General features: G+C 32.5%; 18 protein-coding genes and 1 tRNA gene. 17 read left to right on the top strand and 2 right to left on the bottom strand.

The window, feature by feature from the left end; translation table 11 throughout:
• From CN925_RS01935 to CN925_RS01915, 5 genes are all read left to right on the top strand, one after another.
• Positions 1–1,317, top strand: coding sequence for a potassium transporter TrkG (locus tag CN925_RS01935; protein ID WP_098844179.1), 1,317 nt, complete (start codon positions 1–3; stop codon positions 1,315–1,317).
• A 14-nt stretch (positions 1,318–1,331) separates the two neighbouring features.
• The gene (locus CN925_RS01930; protein ID WP_098844176.1) at positions 1,332–1,988 is read left to right on the top strand and encodes a potassium channel family protein; all 657 of its coding nucleotides are present in this window, start codon (positions 1,332–1,334) and stop codon (positions 1,986–1,988) included.
• Positions 1,989–2,087: 99 nt separating this feature from the next.
• Positions 2,088–3,293: a DUF6944 family repetitive protein gene (locus CN925_RS01925; protein WP_098844175.1), complete on the top strand. Its 1,206-nt coding sequence runs from the start codon at positions 2,088–2,090 to the stop codon at positions 3,291–3,293.
• Positions 3,294–3,504: 211 nt separating this feature from the next.
• Entirely contained in the window at positions 3,505–3,699 is a 195-nt protein-coding gene (locus CN925_RS01920) for a hypothetical protein (RefSeq protein WP_098844172.1), read from the top strand.
• A 133-nt stretch (positions 3,700–3,832) separates the two neighbouring features.
• Positions 3,833–3,905 (top strand) — tRNA-Val (locus CN925_RS01915).
• 320 nt (positions 3,906–4,225) lie between these two features.
• Here the strand turns inward: CN925_RS01915 and CN925_RS01910 are convergent.
• Positions 4,226–4,603 (bottom strand): hypothetical protein, encoded by a 378-nt coding sequence (locus CN925_RS01910; protein WP_098844170.1) that lies wholly within the window; start codon positions 4,601–4,603, stop codon positions 4,226–4,228.
• A gap of 944 nt (positions 4,604–5,547) precedes the next feature.
• Between CN925_RS01910 and CN925_RS01895 the strand changes: the two genes are divergently transcribed.
• The 9 genes from CN925_RS01895 (at position 5,548) to CN925_RS01855 (ending at position 13,307) form a co-directional block, all read left to right on the top strand.
• Entirely contained in the window at positions 5,548–6,261 is a 714-nt protein-coding gene (locus CN925_RS01895; RefSeq protein WP_098844164.1) for a response regulator transcription factor, read from the top strand.
• On the top strand, positions 6,262–7,197 hold the full coding sequence (locus CN925_RS01890) for a sensor histidine kinase (protein WP_098844161.1): 936 nt from the start codon (positions 6,262–6,264) through the stop codon (positions 7,195–7,197).
• 97 nt (positions 7,198–7,294) lie between these two features.
• On the top strand, positions 7,295–8,218 hold the full coding sequence (locus CN925_RS01885) for an ABC transporter ATP-binding protein (protein ID WP_098844159.1): 924 nt from the start codon (positions 7,295–7,297) through the stop codon (positions 8,216–8,218).
• Positions 8,211–8,906 (top strand): ABC transporter permease, encoded by a 696-nt coding sequence (locus CN925_RS01880; protein ID WP_098844156.1) that lies wholly within the window; start codon positions 8,211–8,213, stop codon positions 8,904–8,906. The genes CN925_RS01885 and CN925_RS01880 overlap by 8 nt, the downstream gene beginning before the upstream one ends.
• Positions 8,907–9,350: 444 nt before the next feature.
• Positions 9,351–10,817 (top strand): alanine/glycine:cation symporter family protein, encoded by a 1,467-nt coding sequence (locus CN925_RS01875; RefSeq protein ID WP_098844153.1) that lies wholly within the window; start codon positions 9,351–9,353, stop codon positions 10,815–10,817.
• A 329-nt stretch (positions 10,818–11,146) separates the two neighbouring features.
• Positions 11,147–12,061: a hypothetical protein gene (locus CN925_RS01870; protein WP_098844151.1), complete on the top strand. Its 915-nt coding sequence runs from the start codon at positions 11,147–11,149 to the stop codon at positions 12,059–12,061.
• 65 nt (positions 12,062–12,126) lie between these two features.
• On the top strand, positions 12,127–12,318 hold the full coding sequence (locus CN925_RS01865) for a hypothetical protein (RefSeq protein ID WP_098844149.1): 192 nt from the start codon (positions 12,127–12,129) through the stop codon (positions 12,316–12,318).
• Positions 12,319–12,385: 67 nt separating this feature from the next.
• Complete coding sequence (locus CN925_RS01860) at positions 12,386–12,568, top strand: hypothetical protein (protein WP_098844146.1); 183 nt, start codon at positions 12,386–12,388, stop codon at positions 12,566–12,568.
• Between the two features lie 403 nt (positions 12,569–12,971).
• The gene (locus CN925_RS01855) at positions 12,972–13,307 is read left to right on the top strand and encodes a dockerin type I domain-containing protein (RefSeq protein ID WP_098844143.1); all 336 of its coding nucleotides are present in this window, start codon (positions 12,972–12,974) and stop codon (positions 13,305–13,307) included.
• A 272-nt stretch (positions 13,308–13,579) separates the two neighbouring features.
• Here CN925_RS01855 and CN925_RS01850 read toward each other — a convergent pair whose 3' ends face one another.
• Positions 13,580–14,488 carry a LysR family transcriptional regulator gene (locus tag CN925_RS01850; protein ID WP_098844141.1) on the bottom strand — a complete coding sequence of 303 codons (909 nt, stop codon included), beginning with the start codon at positions 14,486–14,488 and terminating at the stop codon, positions 13,580–13,582.
• Positions 14,489–14,779: 291 nt separating this feature from the next.
• On the opposite strand from CN925_RS01850, the gene CN925_RS01845 reads away from it, so the two are divergent.
• The 3 genes from CN925_RS01845 to CN925_RS01835 all read left to right on the top strand — a co-directional run bounded on the left by CN925_RS01845 (position 14,780) and on the right by CN925_RS01835 (position 19,173).
• Positions 14,780–16,297, top strand: coding sequence for an aldehyde dehydrogenase family protein (locus CN925_RS01845; protein WP_098844138.1), 1,518 nt, complete (start codon positions 14,780–14,782; stop codon positions 16,295–16,297).
• 57 nt (positions 16,298–16,354) lie between these two features.
• Positions 16,355–17,563 (top strand): iron-containing alcohol dehydrogenase, encoded by a 1,209-nt coding sequence (locus CN925_RS01840; protein WP_286138236.1) that lies wholly within the window; start codon positions 16,355–16,357, stop codon positions 17,561–17,563.
• 92 nt (positions 17,564–17,655) lie between these two features.
• Positions 17,656–19,173, top strand: a complete 1,518-nt coding sequence (locus CN925_RS01835) for a long-chain-fatty-acid--CoA ligase (protein ID WP_098844136.1) — start codon at positions 17,656–17,658, stop codon at positions 19,171–19,173.
• Positions 19,174–19,204 lie beyond the last annotated feature (31 nt).

The following is a 19,204-nucleotide window of genomic DNA, read 5'->3' as shown; positions in this document are numbered from 1 at the left end:
ATGAAAAAAAAGAAGAAAAAAGCCAAAAATCCTCTCCATTACATATTTATTTCTTATATAATCATTATATTTTTATTTTCATTCTTATACTATCTTCCTTTTACGCGAATTTCGCCTATCAATTATATCGATAGTTTATTTGTTTCAACGAGTGCTATTAGTGTAACTGGATTAACAACAGTTAACTTAGTTGAGACGTTTAATGTTTGGGGGAAGATACTATTAATGATCCAAATGGAAATTGGTGCAATTGGAATTGTTGTATTTATTAGTTATGGTTTTATGATACTTGGTATTCGGATGACGATTTCAAATTTACTAGTTGTATCAAAGGACCAAAACCAAAGCAGCATTAAGTCAATTAGAAGATTAAGTTTGTCAGTTTTATATACAACTTTATTTTTTCAATTTCTAGGCGGTCTCTTTTTTTATAGTCAATTTAGAGGGAAATATGATACTGCATTAGAAACTTTATTAGTTACTGCTTTCCATTCAATTGCAAGTTTTACAAATACAGGTTTTGATTTATTTGGAAATAGTTTAATTTCATTCCAAAAAAATAATTTAGTGTTAATTGTAACGGCAGTATTAATTTTTATAGGTGGACTAGGATATCCAACGATTATGGAGTATATCTATAAATACAATAAGAAAAAATCCTTATTTACAAGGATCAATATGCGTTTGCATTTTTCATTTATGGTTCTTGGAACAATTGTATTTTGGCTTTTAGAAAAAGGACATGCGTTTAAACAATTAAATTTCTTTGATCAACTTACTAATTCATTATTTTTATCAGTAACTAGTCGAAATGGAGGATATGCACCTCTTGATATTGGTGAACTAACATTGCCAGCAATCTTAATCATTTTAGTATTAATGTATATTGGTGGAGCTTCATCGAGTGCAGCAGGAGGGATTCGTTTAACGACAGTTTCGGTATTAGCAGCAAAAATGTTTTCAGTTATTAAGTCACAAGAGGATACAATTATTTTTAGAACAAGTGTAAAGAAGGAAGTTGTTGACCGTGCATTTGTTATAGCGATGAGCTTTATTATATTAATCACTGTAGCAACGATAACAATATCAATTTTTGAACCATTTCAGTTAGATTTTATTTTACTAGAGGTCATTTCGGCAATTACAAATACCGGATTATCATTAGGGATTACAGCAAATATTCATACTATGTCAAAAATAATATTAATTTTATTAATGTTTATTGGTAGAATTGGGATTTTCACGCTAATTTATTTTGTATTAAGAGTTGAGAATCAAAAATTAAAATATGTTGAAAAAGACTTAGCTATTGGGTAAGGAGGAGTGTATGTATGCCAAAGCAATATTTAGTAATAGGTGCTGGACGTTTTGGGCGAGGCATTGTAAAAGAATTTGATCGGTTAGGTCATGAAGTAGTTGTATGTGATATAGATAAAAAAACGTTAGATCAATTAGAAGAATACACAGAATATGCAGTTATTGGTGATTTGCGTGATGAGTCTATTTTAGAGGATTTACATGTCAGTCAATTTGATGCAGTATTTGTAGCAATTGGAACGGATTCATTAGCATCTATCTTAATTACGAGAAGATTGAAAGAGAGAAATGTAAAAAGGATTATATGTAAAGCAAATAATCGTGAAGTTGGTGGCATTTTAGAAAGTATTGGAGCGGATTTAGTAATTTATCCAGAAGAAGAAGCTGGACATAAAGCAGCACGTATGGAAGCGATGAGTGGAATCATCGAATACATCGAAATTACCAAAAATATTGCGGGAGTTGAAACAGTCATCCCTGAGAAATTAGTTGGCAAAACACTAAGAGAAATGAGTTTTTCAATGAAATATGGCATAACTGTTGTCTTAATCATCCGCGACGGTGAGCCAATGGTATCACAAATTGGAGATGTAGTTTTTCAAAGTGGTGATTTAATTTTTATTGTAGGCGAAAAATCAAAAATTGAATGGTTTAAGAAGAAAGTGGGATAAATTTATTAGGGCTCAATTACATTTCCCTAAATGGAACGTTTAAACATCATAGATGAATATACTAATCTTAAATGACATATCAAGGATTGGTGTTTTATTATGAGCCAAGTTATGGAGGTAATTGGGGCCTGGGTGAATGCCATTGGAACAATCAGCTCAGCAATTAGTAGTACACCCATGAGAGGATTAAAAGGAGAAAACCGAAAAAGATGGGAGGATATCAGTTTTCATCTAGATTTTGGTGGGAATTCCTTTCAAGCAATCGGTAACATAATAGAAGCATTTTTAGGCGAACCAAGTATATTAGAAGATTCAGGGGAAATTATCCAAGCATCAGGTAATGTCACAGTATTATTTAGTTTATTAGCTGCAGAAGCGGAGGAAGGAAAAGAAGAAGAAGAAAAAAATGTCGATCGAGCAATAAAACTAAATATGATAGGGAATGCCCAACAAGCATTTGGGGGATTAATTGCAGCCTTAGAAGAAGTAAGCCAAGAAGAATTTGATGTATCTGGATTTATGGGGAATCTCTTACAATCGATTGGAAACACTTTACAAGTATTAGGAGGGGTCGTAGAGCTAGAAATAGAAGATTTAAAAGACTATTTAAAAGAAACCACCGGGCAAGTAGGAGAACCTAGCGATTTATCAGATGGGGTCATATTTGACGTACTTCAAGAATATCATGGCAGTGCACCAGAATCAGATGCTAGTGAACTTTCGGACGGAATTATTTTTGATGAATTGCAAGAATCTCTAGGTAGATTGCCAGAAGATGATACCGTTAAACTTACAAATGAGATGGAAGAGGAAAATGAAAAAATATATGATCGATCAAGTGAATCGTCTAATGAAGAAATAGAATATCTTTTTGGTAGAATACCAGATTACGAACCTGAAGAACCAGATGAAATAATTCCAAGACAACAGGATGAATCAATTTCTAGCAAACAAAGCGTGCCAAGTGAACTATCAGATGGAATCATTTTTAATGTACTCCAACAAGTTGCAGAAGAAACCGAAACAAACCCATTAATTAAAGAATACGAAGAATTAGCATTGCTATTAAAATATAGCGGAAGTTGGATTCAAGCTGGCGGTTCAATCATATCCGTCTACTCTGAACAAAAAGAGTTATTAGAGGTGAATGCAAAACTAAAGGAACAGGAGAAAAAAGAACTAGAAGAGAACGAGAATTCCAAAAGAAGAAATAAAAAGAGAAAAAATTCTGAGGAAAATAGGGTCGAATCAAATCAAAAGAAAAGCAAAACCTCGGAATATACAGAGAGAAAGAAAAAGAGCTAACAAAAATAAGCTATAGTGTGGATGTTAGTTCTAAATACATAAAAGAATGACCAAGGAACTTAAAATAATCTTGTGAAAATAATAATAGTACTGATATTCTAAATTTTTGTTTACATAATAGGCAATCAGGAAAATATTAATAATAAAGGGAGTACATCTTCACCATTTATGGTTAAGGAATATTAATATTTAACTATTGGAGCGATCGCCTATGAAAAGTAGAATAATTAAAATCGTTAAAAACTATAAAGTTCAGACATTTGTATTTAGTGTGGGTGTGTTACTATTGTTCTTAACAATTGTAGTTGGAAGTATTCTATTAAGCAATATACCAAGAGACAAAGATATGAGATGGAAAGATCTAATGCATACAATAAACGAAATAGAAGCAAAATCAGATAGATGAGTATTTTTTCAAAATGAAATCTATATTCTAGTGGATTAAATTCGAAATTTTTTGTTAAATATTGGTTGAAGAGTAGGAGACAAAACAGTATAATAGACTTAATAAGAGAGAAGTATTTCTCCTTAAATATTACGATTCCATAGCTCAGCTGGGAGAGCACTACCTTGACAGGGTAGGGGTCGCTGGTTCAAGTCCAGTTGGGATCATATCTAAACCTCTTGTATATCAAGAGGTTTTTTGTTTTATAACAGAGAAGAGTTAATGGCAGAACAGCTAATCGGGGCAGAATATTGTGTTTATAAAACAGTTCCATACAAAAGAAAATTTCAACAATTTACTGGTTTTTAAATATAGTTACTATCTTCCTATGAAACGGTAAGCTATTTCGGTGTAGTACGCCTAAACACGTCGTGATTTGATCTAGCTTATTATGGGGGAATACTACAAAACAAATCGTACAAATCCCACCTGTTGTTTCTCTTAAGTAATATTTTGGTGATTTATACTGTAAAAAATACTTTTTTAACTATTTTTTCTGAATTATGGTTTTAACAGACATTCCATTAATTTTTTCATTATCGATAGCGGTTTGGTTAGTTTCTTGTTGTAGCATTTCATCAACTTTAATTTTAGTTCGTTCATCTATTCTTAATTCTTTATTAAATATAGGTTTATGAGCGGCTATTAGAAGTATTTCTAATACATCTCGAGCTGCGAATCCTTCGTTAGAGTTTTCAAGTAACCAAACAGTGACCGATTCAATAAATACTGTATTATCATAATTATTTATAAATGCCTCTTTTCTATATTCATCAAATTTAATGTATATTTTGAAGCCATCATTTTGAGCATTATTACGGATGGTTGAATTTGGAGTATCGTAATATTGGCCATTCCCCGACATGATTAATAATTGAAACTTAAGTATACTTTTTCAATTGAAATTACCTCTTTTTAACTTTTATAAATATTATTTGTTTTCATGGTTTTACTAATCTGTAAAATGTAGCTTTAGTCAGGTAGCTATCTTTCATTGCTTGTACCGCTATTATATTGCCTTTTTTCCATTCGTTATAGGCGCTGATAAATTCGTCTGTTATTTAAGTTTTGGATCTACCTAAAATCTCGCTATTAGGGGGCAAAAAAAATTATAAATGATTTATGAATAATTCCAATCTCTGAATTTTCTACTTAATTTTTCTTATGCAACGAAATGGCAGTTTACTTGAACAAGAGGTTTTAAATAATAACTAAATGTATTCCAAAATATGGTAAAATTAATCAGTCAGTAATTAATTTTTAGGAGTTTATTAACTCTCCTTTTACAATTTTGTTTGGATTGAGGTTAAAACCCGGTTTTTGGGCAGTAATTTTGAGATGTCTATGGTTTTGTGGTTATTCAAGTAACTGCGAGTCATTGAATGACGCAAAAATTAGAGCTGAAAAAGCATCAAAATTATTAATAAAATATGCCCAAGACCATACTGATATTGTGATATTGTATTGGTCGGAGATGGATTTTTTAATATTTTGATCGCTAAAGAACTTAAAAAGACTGGTTGGAAAGCAAATAAAAAACAAGTTCGAAACATTGGGATATAACCACATTTTCAGCCAAAAGTTAAAAAATTTTACGATTACTTCTTAAGCAACTAAAGCTAGTCACATATAGAATGTGTATGTAGAATATCAAAAAATAAAAATTACTCTGGATTTCAAAAGTGGAGTAATTTACATGTGAAATATTGTATTCTACAACTACTCCTTAAGATATTTTTATCTTGGGAGTATTTTAGTTTATTAATATAGTTTTTATGAAAAACCAGAATAAAAGTTAAGGATGGGATTATGAACAATCGAATCTTAATTGTAGAAGATGATCATTACATTAGTGAGATGTTAAAGGATACTTTGGTGAAACATGGGTATGCAGTTTCCACCGTCTTTGATGGTGAAGAGGCATTACAGATAGTAGAAGTGAAAAAATTTGACTTAGTTTTACTTGATATTATGATTCCGAAAATTGATGGGATGGAATGCTTAAAGATTATAAGAACAAAAAGCATGATCCCAGTTTTAATTATGTCTGCAAAAGGAGAAGACGTCGATAAAGCGTTAGGTCTAGGGTTTGGTGCAGATGATTACATTGCAAAGCCTTTTTCAATGATTGAACTTGTCGCTAGAGTGAAAGCCATTCTTAGAAGAGAAAAACATTATATGGACTTAACCAATCAAGTGGTAAATCCGACTTACCAAGAAGAAACTATTCAACTAGGTGATTTGATCATTGATATGAAAAATTATTCTGTAAAAAAATGTGGTCATGACTTAAAGCTTACGTTAAAAGAGTTTAATATATTAAAACTCTTTATTACAAGACCAAATCAAGTATTTACAAAAGCACAGGTATACAGTCTTGTTTGGCAAGAAGAATACTATGGTGATGAAAATGTTATTAATGTACATATTCGACGTCTCAGAGAAAAAATAGAAGATAATCCTTCTAATCCAAAATATGTAAAGACTTTATGGGGGATTGGTTATAAATTGGGGGAATTTTAATTGATTTATATTCTTGTATTATTTCTAGTAGCTTCCTTAATTTTTAATATTTATTTAGTTCAACATCAAAGAGTGGCGAATCAAGAAATTTCCTATGTCGAAAAGAAGCTTCAATCCATCATTGAACAAGAAACTGATGAAAATGTTCTACTTTACACAAGCAACTCTCAAATGAAATCTTTATTAATTCAAATCAATAGCCTATTAGAACACAACCAGAAAACAGTGGCCAATTTTCATTCTGTTGAACGCTCAATGAGAAAAATGCTTTCGAATATCTCGCACGATTTAAAAACGCCCCTTACTGTCATTTTAGGTTATATTGAAATCATTTTACACGATGAAACAATCAATCAAGAAAAAGAAAAATCCTTATTACAAACTGTTCATTTAAAAGCAGAAGAAGTTTTAGAGTTAATCAATCGCTTTTTTGATCTTGTTAAACTTGAATCCAATGATGTTCATCTTGAAATGTCCAAAATCGAATTAGGAGAGATTTGCAAAAAAACAATACTGGATTATTATGAGATACTAACAAAAAAAGAATTTGACGTATCTATTAATATTCCGAATGAACAGAATTTTATTTGGGGAAATAAAGGAGCGGTTGAGCGGATTTTAAATAATTTAATCTCTAATGCACTTCAATATGGTTCAGATGGAAAGGTAATTGGGTTACACCTAAGAAGTACAGAGGATAAGGTTTACATAGACGTCTTCGATCGGGGAAAGGGCATTCTGGAAAATGGTAAAGATCGAGTCTTTGAACGATTATACACAATGGAAGATTCAAGAAATAAATTCTATCAAGGTAGCGGATTAGGTTTAACTATAACGAAAAGATTAGTCGAACAACTGGGTGGAAAGATTGCATTAGAAAGCATCCCAAATCACAAGACCACTTTCACCATTGAATTGAAGCGTATGACGTATTAGTCGAAATTGTAATACTTAAGAATTTTGTAAGAAATGGTTAAGAGAAAAGAAAACATTCATCGATAGAATGAAATCAAAAGATGAAGGAGTTAAAAATATGACCTATATAATTCAAACAAATAATCTTACTAAAAATTATAAAGGAACCACGGTCGTTTCCAATGTGAATATGCATGTCAAAAAAGGTGAAATATATGGCTTCTTAGGTCCGAACGGTGCAGGAAAAACAACCGTTATGAAAATGATTATGAACTTAATCAAACCAACGAGTGGGGAAATTATTATTTCTGGCGAAACAATAACCCCAAAATCTTATGAAATATTGAAGCGCATGGGGAGCATAATTGAATATCCTGTTTTTTATGACAAGTTAACAGCACGGGAAAACTTAGAGCTACACTCCGATTATATGGGTTACTACAACAAAAGTGCGATTGATACGGCTTTTGACATGGTACAACTAAAAAATTTTGAAGGAAAAGCTGTCAAAGATTTCTCTTTAGGGATGAAGCAGAGGCTTGGCTTAGCTAGAGCAATTATTACAAAGCCTGAAATCCTTATTTTAGATGAGCCAACAAATGGCTTAGACCCTGTAGGAATTAAGGAATTTCGAAATCTATTTCAAATGTTAAGTAAGGATTATGGAATAACACTATTAATCTCCAGCCATATTCTTGGAGAAATCGAACAAATTGCCGATACCATCGGAGTAATCAAGGACGGAACGTTAGTAGAAGAAGTATTAATGGAGACAATTCGTCTTCAAAATACAGAGTATATAGAATTAAAAACGAATGATGTGAAAAAAGCGTCATACGTCATAAAAGAATTATTGTATATAACGAATTTTAAAATACTCGATGAGGTTACCATTCGTATCTATGACTTGAACACGGTTCAAGGGAAGATATCTAAAACCCTTGTGTTAAATGGTGTATTAGTGGAGTCAATCAATAAAAAAGAGAATACATTAGAAGATTATTTCTTAAAGATGATCAATGGGGGTGTAATCCATGCTTAAACTTATTAATCTTGAAATAAAAAAATTTAAATTATGGCACTACTGGAAAGCTGTTTCTATTTGCAATATCGCATTTATTGCACTTCTCAGTATGATGTTTTTTATAGAGATAGACGGTGAGAAAATAATACCTTTTGAAAGTTTCGATATGGCGGTCAGCATAATAGGTGCAATGGTACGGACAACGTTTACAATTTTTGCATCAGTAATTATTGTGAAATTAATAATAGATGAATTTAGAAATAAATCAATAGATGTATTATTCACTTATCCCATTAAACGTAAAAAAATTATTTCCGCAAAGTTAACAATCGTTTTTGTTTTTACTTTTGTCAACGTCTTGTTTTCAACATTATATCTAGATGGCCTCGTTCATTTAGCGGACGTGAATTTTAATATTCTACCGGGAGCAATCGAATTAGAAGATATCTCAAGACATTTATTGACTGCTTTTATGAATGCTATTGCGACAGCAGGTATCAGTCTTATTCCTCTGTTCTTTGGCATGCATCGTAAATCGTCGCCTGCAACCATTGTATCTTCAATTCTGATTGCTACAATCTTAAATTCAACAAGTGAGGACTTTACCTTATTTTCAATTATAGCAGTTCCTTTATCACTAGGATTGATCGGTTTGTATATCGGATACTATTCAATTCGAAACATAGAAAAGAAAGATTTAGTATAATTCATTGATGATACATATCAGTTAATTATAATTGTCAAATCCGAATCCCAAATACAAAGATTTATGGTTTATAAATTTCCTTCTTAGTGATAATAGAGTGAATTTCTTGCAAACAGTCATAAAGTGACTGTTTGTTTTTATTTATGCAATAGAAAACAAAGCGAAGACGGACACTAAAATTGAAGTATTTAGTGATAATCACATTATAGATGTTGAATTATTATAGAAGATTAGTAATCATATCCCAATCCCAACCAGTTTTTCTTATTAACCTATCAAACTATTGGTTATTAAACCTATCTCTTTTTAACATAATACTAGATGATTAAATAAGGTAATTGACTAAATATTTATTTTGGAATATTGAAAAAATACAAAATATTCCTTTTTTTAATCAATACCCTGTAATATAATAGAAAAAAATCAAGTAAAAGGAGAGATGATATGGAGCAAATAGTAAACTGGCTAAACGGTATAATTTGGAGTCAAGCACTTATCTATTTATGTTTAGGAGTAGGTTTGTTTTATTCTTTAGCAACTAGATTTCTGCAAATAAGGCATATGAAAGATATTTTCAAACTAATGTTCAAAGGTGGAAAATCAGAAGCAGGTATCTCATCTTTTCAAGCGTTGAATCTTGCATTATCAGGAAGAGTAGGAACAGGAAATATTGCCGGAGTTGCAACAGCGATTGCCTTTGGTGGACCAGGAGCAGTTTTCTGGATGTGGGTGATGGCTTTCTTGGGAGCTGGATCGGCATTTATTGAATCAACTTTAGGACAAGTGTATAAGTCAAAAAAGGATGGTCAATTCCGAGGTGGCCCTGCGTTTTACATAGAAAAAGGGCTAAAAATAAAATGGTATGCAATCTTGTTTGCGGTTGTGACAGTTATTTCGACAGGTTTACTTTTACCTGGTGTACAAGCAAATAGTATTGCCCAAGGTGTTGAAAGCGCCTTCGGAATTAGTCCTTCGATAACGGGTATTGTTTTAGTTGCTTTACTCTCTTTCATTATATTTGGAGGAGTAAAACGTATAGCTCGTGTAGCTGAATTTGTCGTGCCATTTATGGCGCTTAGTTATATTTTAGTAGCTATTATTATTATAGTATTAAATATTTCTGAACTACCAGGCATTTTAAAGCTGATCTTTTCAAGTGCTTTTGGTACAGATGCTGCATTTGGAGGAATCCTAGGTGCCGCTATTTCTTGGGGAGTTAAACGTGGAATATATTCTAATGAAGCCGGTCAAGGGACTGGTCCACATGCCGCTGCTGCTGCAGAAGTATCTCATCCTGCTAAACAAGGTATTGTTCAAGCTTTTTCAGTTTATGTAGATACTTTATTAGTTTGCTCTTCTACGGCATTTATGATTTTGATTACAGGAATGTACAATGTTACTCCTGAAGGTAAAACAAAAATAGTTAACAATCTTGCTGATATAGAACCTGGTCCAGGTTATACTCAAGCTGCTGTTGAATCCATGTTTCCTGGCTTTGGCGCTCCTTTTGTTGCAATTTCGTTATTATTCTTTGCATTTACGACGATTATGGCATATTACTACATGGCAGAAACGAACCTTGCCTATATTAATAGTAAAACAAATCGTGTATGGACTGAGTATGTTTTAAAAGTTCTAATTTGTGTGATGACATTCTATGGAAGTGTAAAAACTGCAAGTCTAGCTTGGGGATTGGGTGACATTGGTGTAGGAAGTATGGCGTGGTTAAATATCATTGCAATCCTACTTTTAACGAAACCAACATTAAAAGTACTTAAAGATTACGAATCACAGTTAAAAGCTGGAAAAGATCCTGTTTTTGAACCTGCGAAACTTGGTATAAAAAATGCTGATTTCTGGGAGAAAGAATATAAATATCAAAATTCTAACAGTGATAAAAAGACTGGCTGATTTTTGTGGAAAAGGGCAACTTATAATATGATCCCCTTATAGTAGACACCAAAAAACATCCGTAAAAGGATAGGTAGTCTACTATTGGGGGTTTTTATTATGTCTAAAAATATCCCCCAAAAAATTATCAATAACGAATTCATGTCGGACCAAAACGATATCAGTATGTAAACCGAATCGTTAAAAATATTTTAGTAGGATTTACCAATTGAGATAGAAAAAGCTCAATGATTAATGTATAATTTAGACTAATAATGTATATTTTCGAAAGAGTTTGATTAATTACCTAAAACGTCTATTAAGATAGTAAAGACTAAAAAGGAGATAATATGAAATATATTCTCTTGATATTAATCGGTATACTAATTGGGATTTTTGGGACCAAGTTTAGCGAAAAACATGAGATTAAAAAAGGTATTTCTTACTTATGGTCTGTTAGGGTAGTTATTCTTTGGCTTACTTATTTAATTATTCTAGGATTTATAGTGCAACAAAATTGGAATTTGCTAATGAATCCAAGTCCTATGAAAGATCTTGCAGCTGTAAAATCACAGCTTGGAAACAATAAAGGGAATCTTATTTTGTTAAACTGGGCGGTTTTTTTGGGTCTTGCTGGATTGGTGGCTATAATTGTTAAACTGCCATTCATGAGTTGGGAAACCCTTAAATTCTGGGGCTTTGAAGGTAAGAGGCTTGTTCAAGAAACGAAAGATTCCGCAAGAGAAGAATTATTACGTCAAATTCAAATTGACCAAGCAAGGACTTCATCGATTTTGGAGATGAGTAGTGAGGAAATGTATACAGACTTTTCGTTAAGTATTTCTCCAAATGGAACGATTAACGGTGAAAATGTTATTCAAATGTTTTTAAATGTTTATACTAGTACCATTAGGGATTACCTTGGAATCATAATAAATGCGGGAGCTATTGAGGTAAATAATAATGGACTACGTAATATTGATTTACTTCCGGATCACATTCAAAAAGTTGTTAAGCATTCCTACTCACAAAATGGCCTATCAAAAGAGGTAGATGAAGGAGGACATTCTATTAGAGTCTATCGTATGGCTTTAAACGCAAGTCCTGCACATCCGTATTATCTTGTTTATTTACATAGTAATTCATATCTTTTTGGTGCAAATGATTTTTTTGTTATCCAATATATAGAAAACATGATAAAACAATTTACTAATCGCTTAGAATTGGAAATAAGTTTACAGCAAGGTGCATATGATTTAGCATAATATTAAAAAAAACGCTAATTTTATGTTAGTATAAAAGTAAGTAATATAGTGAGGAGGGATGGAAAGTGGATAGAAGTGATACAAAAAAGAGTGCGAAAAAAGTACTAGTTTTTTCAGCTGCTGAATCGTCGCAAACCAATGAAACTTTTAATACATCCCATCATGTACGAAGGGCGATAGATCGGCTAAGGAATTCTAAACCTGAAAGTTCTTTTGCAATGAAACAACTTGAGAAAAGATTTGCCCAAAATAAATAAACTGTATCGAATTAGGCAAGACTTCATATAATACGGATAAGATAAAATCATTTAGGAGATGGTTATCTTGTCCGTATTTTATTTGAAAAATAATGGTCAAAAAAATCAACTTTCTTTGGATGAAGTTAGTCAACGTGCTACTCAAAGAGCATTGAAGAGGCTATATAATTTACCAGATATTAAAGAGTCCCCCACATTAAAAAGATTCGATGAAATAATGAAAAAAGTGGGAAAAGGTAAATATTATTAAAAGGGTTAGTTTTTAATTTGTAGTGACCCCATAATATTAGGCATGAACTCGGTATTTAACAGGGCTCATGCCTTTTAATTCTGCCTTAATACGTTATTTATTGTTTTAATAATAGTAAATCTATCTCTTTTGATTTCTGGGTCAAGTCTAGTTGGATCATACATAAGAGAAGTCTTAATCCTTTGGGGGAACAAGGGGTTAGGGCTTTTTTTCTATTTTCCAGCAATTCTTCTATTAATGTTAAATGACCAAATGACCACATTCATTTTTTTGATGCAACAATTTTCATAGCTTTTTTTAATTTTAAAGCAGAATCATGTTGCATATCAGGTAATGCATGACTATATAAATCGTGAGTAACACTTGTTTTACTATGATCTAATCTCTCTGATACAATTTTTGGATGTTCATTTACATCGGTACTTTAAAAGTCTTTAAAGATGGGAAAACCATTCGAGGAGAAAAAGACAGTTTACTTACTCGATCATTAAAAGCTGGAGATGTGAATGGAGATAACGTAATCGATATAATGGATGCACTTGCAATCCAAACATATTGGGAAACAAACAAACGAAGCGCAGATATCAACTTTGATGGAAATGTAGACGCTAAAGATTTTGCATTCGTAGAAAAGAACTTCGGACTACAAAATCATGTAGTTCCTAATGCTCCAACACCGAAAAAGAAATATAAAGGTCTTACACTAGCGGATATTAAGAAAGAATTAGGGATTCAATAAAAAATAATGATAGAAAAGTACTTAGCTTAAAATAATATGTTACCCGAATAATAGACACTTAAGATAGAGTCAATTATTCGGGTGATTTTATGTCCTGGGCTTTTAACACTCTTTTATAAACATGAGATTGAGAAAAGATAAGTAAAATTATGTTTAATAGTTTCTAAATAAAACAATTTGAAATAAATAGTCCAGAGAATCTAAATGATTCGTCGGACTATTTATTTTTACGAGGATATTTGTTATGACGTAGAAATTATAAATGATGCTTATTAACTTATATAGTATTCTAATTCGGATTTAATAAACTTCATTAAGTGTTTCTCTATTTTTGAAGGAGCTCTATTCTTACTATAAATAATTCCAAGTGTAACATTTACAGGTTCATAGTTTATCAGCTCAATTTCAACCATTTTGCCTTCAATAACATAAGGGTTACTTTTCGTCGCAAAATCTGGTGCAAAACCAATTGCAAATCCTTCGGAGATTAGTCGTGATAATTCTTCCGTTTGATTTGAAGAAAAAAGAATATTCATTTTTCCAAATTTTAGTTGAAAATTATTAACGAACCAATTGATATAATCACCATTGTATAATACTACCGGCTGTTGAAGGACTTCCTCAGGTGTTATTTTTTTCTTTTTAGCAAAAGGAGAATTGCTACTTACATAAACCTTTAGTGTCCCCTCAAGAATCCTTTCAAAATTTAAGAGCTCTATGCTTTTCAAGATATTTTCGTATATGCATATAAGTCCAATCTCAGCTTTATTTTGTTGAACCGCTTCAACTGTATGCTCAGTTATATTTTCTAAAATTTCAATGTTTAAATTTGAATATAAATTCTTAAATTCAATTAATGGTTTTAATAAATAAGTAAAGAAAGCAGGTATCGTTGAAACCCTTAAATTTCCAGAATGTATTTCTAAAATGATTCTTGCCTCTTCGATCATTTCTTCATATTTTAACAATACTTCATTTGCTTTATTTACAATTTTAGCTCCTTCATGTGATAGAACTACCCCATAGCGAGAGCGATCGAAAATTTTTATTCCTAATTCATCTTCTATTTTTTTTATATCTTGACTAATGCCAGATTGAGTTATATGAAGATTTTGACCTGCAATAGAAAAAGACCCAGTTTTAGCGACTTCAGAAAGAATCTTAAGTTTTTGAATGTGCATATGGTGACCACCTTTTAAAAAGAATACTATATTAGAAAAAAATTTGGGTAATAGAAACCACTAATTTTAGGTATTAAAAAATGCGGACAAGGTATTACAAAACGTAATTTTACTTAGTAAAAGTGTAGTTATACAATTAATTCAGATAATTCTTAATTTTTTAATTAAGGTAAATCCTTAATAATATTTTCTAAAAATTTCTTTTGATTTGCAAGCGTTTTCTTTAAAGGAGGTCAGTTGTTACTGTAATTCAAACTTATTTAATGAATAAATATTTTAGGAGGTTTTTAAATGCAAACGATTCAAAAATTATTGGAATTTCCTCTTTATATTGATGGACAGTGGACACCTGCAAAAAGTGGTGAAACGTTTAGTGTGAAAAATCCTGCAAATGGGGAAGTAATCTCTCTTGTAGCTAAAGCAGGTAAAGAAGATACCGAAGCAGCTATTAATTCTGCTCGAAATGCTTTTGATTCAGGAGTTTGGTCAAAGAAATCACCAAAAGAAAGAGCACAAATCTTAATTAATTTCGGGAATAAGATTGTTGAACATTCGGAGGAACTTGCATTCTTGGAATCTATTAGTTCTGGAGCTACTGTAAGACGAATCTCAAATTTGGATATTTTATATTTAGTCGATTTACTTCAGCAAACAGCGAAATTTACTGTTGAGTATCCATTTGTTGAATCTTTACCTGTACTACCTTTTCCAGGACCTAGTAATAATCAAGTATGGCGAGAAGGCTTAGGTGTTGTAGCAGCTATTACACCATGGAATTTACCGATGCTTTTAGCAATGTGGAAAATTGCCCCAGCTTTGGCAATGGGGAATTCTATTATTGTAAAACCGGCATCAAATACTCCACTGTCCACTTTGAAACTAGCAGAATTAGCTACTGAAGCTGGAATCCCGGCAGGTGTTTTCAATGTTGTATCTGGACCGGGTGCTACTGTTGGAGAAGTGTTAGCAACGCATCCTTTTGTAGATAAAGTTGCATTTACGGGATCTACTGAAGTAGGAAGACGAATTATGGAGTTAGCATCTAAAACAGTTAAAAGAGTCACTCTAGAATTAGGAGGAAAATCACCATCTATCGTTTTACCAGATGCTGATTTAGATATTGCTATTGCTGGTAGCTTATTTGGTTTCTGTCTTCATTCCGGACAACTATGCGAATCAGGAACGCGACTTTTAGTACATGATTCAATCTATGATGAAGTAGTTGATCGATTAGCGAAGTTGGCTTCTTCAATTAAGATTGGAAACCAGCTTGATATGACAACTGGAATGGGGCCAATGGCTTCAGAACAACAACTACAAACTGTTTTATCTTACGTTGAAGCTGGAATAAAAGAAGGAGCTCGTTTAGTTTGTGGTGGTAAACGCTTAACAGGTAAGGGATATGATAATGGATATTTTGTTGAACCAACGATTTTCGCGGATGTTAATAATAAAATGAAAATCGCTCAAGAAGAGATTTTTGGTCCTGTTCTTTGTGTCATTCGATATTCTACGATTGAAGAAGCAATTGAAATTGCTAATGATACGATTTATGGGTTAGCAGCTGGTATTTGGTCTAAAGACGTAAATAAAGCACTTCAAATTTCAAAAGATTTAAAGGCGGGAACAGTCTGGATTAATGACTGGCATATGTTAAGAAGTGACGCACCATTTGGAGGATATAAACAAAGTGGATTTGGTCGTGAGCTTGGCCGATATGCGTTAGACGAATACACGCAAGTAAAACATGTTCATTGTTCACTTACTCCGGAATTAAGCCAAAAACCTTGGTACGGTATTTTATTATAAAAAATAGATTTGAGATTTACGATTATAAAAAAAATATAGAAAAGAGAAGGTGATCCCTTGATAACATCATTTTTCCAGTTTTCGGTTCGTACAGTTGTAAACAGTGGGGCTGGAGCTCGTTCAATGTTACCAGAAATGATTAAAGGACTTGGCGGTAAAAGAGCAGTTCTTTACGTTGATAAAGGAATAACTCAGGCGGGAATTACAGATAAAATTAAGGAACTATTTGAAGAGATTCCTAGTGCAGTACAGTTAGTAGGAGTTTTTGAAGAGATTGAACAGGATGCTAAAGGTGAAATCATAAACCGCGGAGCTAAGTTCTATAAAGAATGTAATGGAGATGCATTAATTGCTGTTGGTGGCGGAAGCGTTTTAGATACAGTAAAAGCAATTAAATGGATGTTACATAATAAAGTTCATGATATTCGTGATGAACTTCTTGTAGGAAATGTAATGGAATTTTGGCCAAAAGCTCAGTATATCCCAATTCCTCACGTTGCAATTGCAACAACGGCTGGTACTGGGGCAGAGGTGTCACCAATCGCTGTAGTATTCAATGAAAAGATCGGAATTAAAACGAATATCCTAAATACATTTATAAGCCCTGATATGGCAATTTTAGATCCAGAACTTACAATCGGTTTGCCTCCAAAAATTACTGCATTTACAGGATTTGATGCGTTAACTCATGCAATTGAGGCATATTTCTCTCCTCAATCGAATCCAATGACAGATGCATACGCACTTCAATCAATTCGAATGATTGTAGAAAATTTGCCTACAGCTGTTCATGATGGGGGAAATCTTGCTTCTCGATCTAATATGTTAATGGCTAGTGCAATGGCAATTTCTGCTTTCAGTCTTTCTGTTAATGCGATTCCGGTTCACAATATAGCACATGTATTTGGGGCAAAATTCGGAATTCCTCATGGACTTGCAAATGCAGTGTTATTGCCAAATGTAATGGAATCATTAGCACCATTTTATTTAAAGCGAATTAATGATTTTGCAAAAGCGCTTGGCCTAAAAAATATACCGGAGACTAAAGAAGCATGTCTAGCAGAAGTTGTATTATTCATTCGTAATCTGCGTGAAAAAGTTGGCTTACCAAGCACGTTTGCTGACTTTAGGGTGAATGTGGATAATATGGCAAATATTGTTACACTAGTTCATAGCGATCCCTGTGGAATATTCTTCAAAATTCCGCCTGAAGTAATTGCAAAAATTTCAAATGAAGTTGTTGGCTCTAACTTAGTGAATTCATAATTTTAAAGTTAAAAGGCACCTTCAAAAGTGATGATGGTGCCTCAATTATTTTCATATTGCTGGTATTACTTGAGAGATCAGGAGGCTTAGTAATGAGTTTGAATTTATATGAAAGTTTAAAAAAAAGTGCAGAGAAATTTCCAAATCATAATGCAATTACATTTAAAAATAAAGATGTTACATATAGTGAATTACTTTCTCAAGTTGAAAATTTTGCATCTATATTAATACAAGATGGAATCAAAAAAGGTGATAGAGTAGCATTGATATTAGGGAATTGTCCAGAATTTGTCACTGCTTACTATGGGATTCTACGCGCAGGTGGAGTCGTTGTTCCGGTAAACCCAATCTTTACCAAAGACGAAATCTCATTTATCTTATCGAATAGCCAAGCAAAGGCTGTTATTGCGGATTCTACTATGGATACAATCATTGATTCTCTTAAACTAGAGTTAAAACAGATTGAAATGTTGTACTATGTGGAATCGAATAAAGCAGAACTTAGTTGGGTGCAATTGCTTGATAAGAAGTCAAATGACAATGAATTCCCACTAATTATAGAAGAAGATCTTGCTGTCATTTTATATACGTCTGGGACAACCGGTAAACCAAAAGGTGCAATGTTGTCTCATCGTAATTTAATTTCAAATGCGCAATCAATTGTAGAATTGGTCGAGTTTAATAAAAATGATCGTATTTTAGCTGTTCTTCCAATGTTCCATGTATTCTGTTTATCAATCTGTGTTAATACTTCAATCATGTGTGGAGCAAATATAGTAATCGTCCCAAGATTCAGTCCGAGTGAAGTGATAAATACAATCTTTAATGAGCAAGTGACATTATTTGCTGGTGTTCCAACGATGTATAACTTCTTATTACAGTTAGAAGAATATTCAGCTGAGTATTTCGCTTCGATTCGTGCATGTTTTTCAGGTGGAGCATCTATGCCTGTCGAGTTACTTCAAAGGTTTGAAGAAAAATATAAGACTATCATTCTCGAAGGATTCGGTCTTTCAGAAACAGCTCCTGTTACGGCATTTAATCCATTAAAAGGAGAGAAAAAACAGGGTTCTGTTGGAATAAACATTCCTGGTGTAATTAATAAGGTTGTTGATAAAAACGGATTTGAAGTGCCAAGAGGAGAAATAGGTGAATTAATTGTAAAAGGTCCAAATGTTATGATTGGCTATCTTGGTATGGCTGAAGAAACAGCTAAGGTCATTAAAAATGATTGGTTTTATACAGGTGACTTAGCAAAGATGGATGAAGATGGTTACATCTATATTGTTGATCGAATAAAAGACATGATTATTGTAGGTGGATATAATGTCTATCCAAGAGAGGTAGAGGAAGTTATTTATCAACATCCGGCGATCGTAGAGGCGGCAGTAATTGGAATTCCTGATAAAGATTACGGTCAAATTGTAAAAGCTTTCGTTGTGTCTAATGAAGAATTCATAACGAACGATGACATTTTGCATTTCTGCAAATACAAACTAGCTAAATACAAACTACCGAAACAAATCGAATTTATGAATGAGCTACCAAAGAATAGTACAGGAAAAATACTAAAGAGAGCTTTAATTGTAGAACAAATGGAAGTTAATTAATTTTAAACTTTTTTTATAACAACTCTTGGAG

The organism is Bacillus sp. AFS055030 (assembly GCF_002574545.1).
Taxonomy (GTDB): Bacteria; Bacillota; Bacilli; order Bacillales; family Bacillaceae_G; genus Gottfriedia.
This window is presented reverse-complemented; position numbering and strand designations above follow the sequence as displayed.